We start from the raw sequence: 3,623 nt of genomic DNA on the forward strand, positions 1-3,623 counted from the left end.
AAGAACATCTTTCTCTTTTGTTGTTAATGTTAGTTTGTATTCATTTCTTTTATTATACACATCTAAGGCTAAGTACAAAGCCTCTCTGAACGAACTTTCATTTGCCTTATTCTTTCCTGCAATATCAAAAGCTGTTCCGTGATCTGGAGAAGTCCTAATTTTACTTAAACCAGCGGTATAATTAACTCCATTACCAAACGACATGGTTTTAAACGGAATTAAACCTTGATCATGGTATACTGCTAAAACAGCATCGTATTGTTTGTATTGATTACTTCCAAAAAAACTATCTGCCGAATAAGGCCCAAAAACCATAGTTCCTGAATCATAAATCTTTTTTAAAGCTGGCTTAATAATATTTTCATCTTCTTTGCCAATTACACCATTGTCTCCGGCATGAGGATTAAGTCCTAATACAGCAATCTTGGGCTTTTCAATTCTAAAGTCTTGTTTTAAAGTATCATTTACAATTTTAACCTTTTTAGCTATTAATTCTTCATTCAAATACTTAGAAACATCATTAACTGGAACATGGTCTGTTAACAATCCAACTCTCAAATTTTCATGAATCATAAACATAAGAGCATTTTCGTTAAATTCTTTTGCTAAATAGTCTGTATGACCAGGAAATTTAAATTCTTCAGATTGAATGTTGTATTTATTAATTGGTGCCGTTATCAAAACGTCTACTTTATTTTCTTTTAAAGCTTTTGTAGCAGCAAAAAAAGATTTTATTGCAAATCTACCTACTTCATTATCATTTTTACCAAATTCAATATTGACAGTTTCTTTCCAAACATTTAAAACATTAATTTTTCCAACAACAAGTTGATCTAAAGAGTCAATTCCATGAAAATTTAATGTTAATTCATAAACCTTCTTTAAGTAAGACATTATTTTTACGTTGGCAAAAATTACAGGTGTACATAGTTCTAACATTCTGTTATCTTCGAATGTTTTAAGAACAACTTCACTTCCAATGCCGTTTAAATCACCAATTGAAATTCCAACAATAATATTTTCTGCTATTTTAACCATTATAAAGAGTTATTTATGCTATTTTTGAGCTACAAATTTAGTAAAAAAAATCAGTTATGTTTACAGGAATAGTAGAAACAATAGGAATAATAAAAAACGTTAGTCAAGACCAAGAAAATCTTAACTTAACTATTGAATCAAAAATCACTAATGAATTAAAGATTGACCAAAGTATTGCTCACAATGGAATTTGCTTAACAGTTGTTGAAATTAAAGAAAAACTTTACACAGTTACAGCTATTAAAGAGACAATTGAAAAAACAACAATTAGAAATTGGAAAAAAGATGATTTTGTAAATCTTGAAAGAGCAATGATATTAGGGGCTAGACTTGACGGTCATATTGTTCAAGGCCATGTCGATCAAATTGGCGTTTGTAAAAACATAAAAGAATCAGACGGCAGTTGGTATTTCACTTTTGAATATGACGCGTCTTTAAGCAATGTTACTATTGAAAAAGGATCAATTACTGTAAATGGAACTAGCTTAACTGTTGTGCATTCTAAATTAAATGAATTTAGTGTTGCAATAATACCTTACACTTATGAAAACACAATTTTTTCTACAATAAAAATTGGCAATAGTGTAAATTTAGAGTTTGATGTTATAGGAAAATACGTTAAAAGACTAACTGAATTAGGCGTTTAAGACAAATAATCAAGCTTTTTTACTTAAGGTAGAATATTTTTTAAGAAAAATAAACGAGAAAATAATTCCAAACAACACCATTAAAAAAAGGCTTCCGTCTACAGGAAAACCAGGAGGTGGTGGTGTACCAGCCGGTGGTGGTGGTGGACTTTGTTTAGCCATACCAGAAAACCCTACCATTAAAAAGCTGATTATAAAAAAATTATTTGGGGTAAATTTCATGTGCGTAAAAGTAAAAAAAAAAAATTACTAACAAAATTTTTAAATTAATAATAATATAAAAATAACCTTATATATACATATTATCTTTTAAATGCAAAAACTTGTTTTTATTAAAAAGCCCTTCAATTACGAAAGGCTTTTTTATTGTGGTCCCACCTGGGCTCGAACCAGGGACCACCTGATTATGAGTGTGGAAATTTAAAAAATAATCGTTGAAAATCAAGTATTTATGTTTTTTTAAAATGGGCGTAATCGTGCATTTTTAAGCATTTTTCCACTCATTAAGTACACTTACTTAGATTAATATTCCTACTTTTATTTATTCTGGATTAATCCATTCATTAAGAACATAATTTTCTTTAATATATTTATTACCATTAGATACACAATTGTGTTATAGGGTATCCCTTAAATCCAATCCAGCCCCTCCTCCCGTTACCACCTAACATATACCTGCCTGTATTGCTCAAATAGTGGTCTATAAAAGTCTTCACAAAATTTTTCCTATAAAAAAATTAATTTTATTATTCAGGAGGTCTTTTTCACAAAAAATATTTTTGAGATTTTTGATTCAAAAAAAAGTGATATAGCTACTCAACTAGGGAACGTAGCACGTATTTATTGTATAACGGTAGCACATGGTTGCTCCTGAAGATATATAAGATAATCGTTGATAATACTAGCGAATTATAGATAAAGAATAGACCTGTTCGATAACGCTTACTCTTTATTTCCAAACGTTCAATAAATCAGTTTGTTTTATGAAAATTAAATTAACTATTTTTATGCAATGATTAAAACGATTATAGTTGATGATGAGTATAATGCTAGGGAGTTTTTAGAACAACTTCTGATACGTTATTTTCCTGATAAGTTTTTAGTACTTGCAAAATGCGAAAGTGCTGACGATGCTATAACGGCAATTGAGAATTTCAACCCTGAGTTGGTTTTCTTAGATATTCAAATGCCTAACAAAAATGGCTTTGAGTTAATAAAATCATTGAAAACTATCAATTTTGAAGTTATTTTCACTACTGCTCATTCTGAATTTGGAATTGATGCAGTAAAAGCTAGTGCATTAGATTATATTCTTAAACCTATTGGCTACATTGATTTATTAGAAGCAGTAAAAAAATACGATAGTAAACAGAATAAAGCTTCTCAGCAAGATAGGTTAATGTTACTCATAGAAAATATTGATTTTGGTAGTTCCGAATATCATAAGATAGCTCTTCAAACTGAAACAGGCTTTGAATTTGTAAAAGTGAATTCAATTTTATATTGCGAAGCAGAAAGCAACTATACCAAAGTTGTATTTTTAGAAGGAAAGAAAATTACGCTGTCAAAAACACTAAAAATTGTAGAGGAACTATTGCCTACAAATATTTTTAAAAGGATTCATAGAAGTTACCTTGTAAACATTAATTATGTGAATCGATTTAATAAGACAAATGATTACTATGTAGAATTAACAAATGGCGAATCACTTCCTGTTTCGGTCAGAAAAAAAGATGATTTCATCAATGACATTATTAAAAAAAAATAGCCTCCTTTTATTTCTATTATTTGTAATAAATTTAATAATTGGTCAAACAATTCCTAGTAAGAACATTACGATAAATGATGGACTTCCAAGTAACAGCATTAAATGTTTTTTTAAGGATAGACCAAACATGACTGTATTTTAATCCGTTAGTTTCATTATAAATCTTATAA

Annotated in this window: 4 protein-coding genes; 2 read left to right on the plus strand and 2 right to left on the minus strand. The window is 29.0% G+C overall.

Annotated elements, in window-relative coordinates; genetic code table 11:
• Nucleotides 1-1,038 (minus strand): 4-hydroxythreonine-4-phosphate dehydrogenase PdxA (gene pdxA, locus AACZ53_RS14180; protein ID WP_339839798.1); only part of this gene is annotated, 1,038 nt, incomplete at its 3' end.
• A gap of 56 nt (nt 1,039-1,094) precedes the next feature.
• Here pdxA and AACZ53_RS14185 point away from each other — a divergent pair.
• Entirely contained in the window at nt 1,095-1,685 is a 591-nt protein-coding gene (locus tag AACZ53_RS14185; protein ID WP_339839800.1) for a riboflavin synthase, read from the plus strand.
• A 9-nt stretch (nt 1,686-1,694) separates the two neighbouring features.
• Here AACZ53_RS14185 and AACZ53_RS14190 read toward each other — a convergent pair whose 3' ends face one another.
• Nucleotides 1,695-1,865 carry a hypothetical protein gene (locus AACZ53_RS14190; protein ID WP_339839802.1) on the minus strand — a complete coding sequence of 57 codons (171 nt, stop codon included), beginning with the start codon at nt 1,863-1,865 and terminating at the stop codon, nt 1,695-1,697.
• Between the two features lie 832 nt (nt 1,866-2,697).
• Here AACZ53_RS14190 and AACZ53_RS14195 point away from each other — a divergent pair.
• Nucleotides 2,698-3,453: a LytTR family DNA-binding domain-containing protein gene (locus AACZ53_RS14195; protein WP_339839804.1), complete on the plus strand. Its 756-nt coding sequence runs from the start codon at nt 2,698-2,700 to the stop codon at nt 3,451-3,453.
• Nucleotides 3,454-3,623: the final 170 nt, after the last annotated feature.

This window comes from uncultured Flavobacterium sp., assembly GCF_963975005.1.
Classification (GTDB): Bacteria; Bacteroidota; Bacteroidia; order Flavobacteriales; family Flavobacteriaceae; genus Flavobacterium.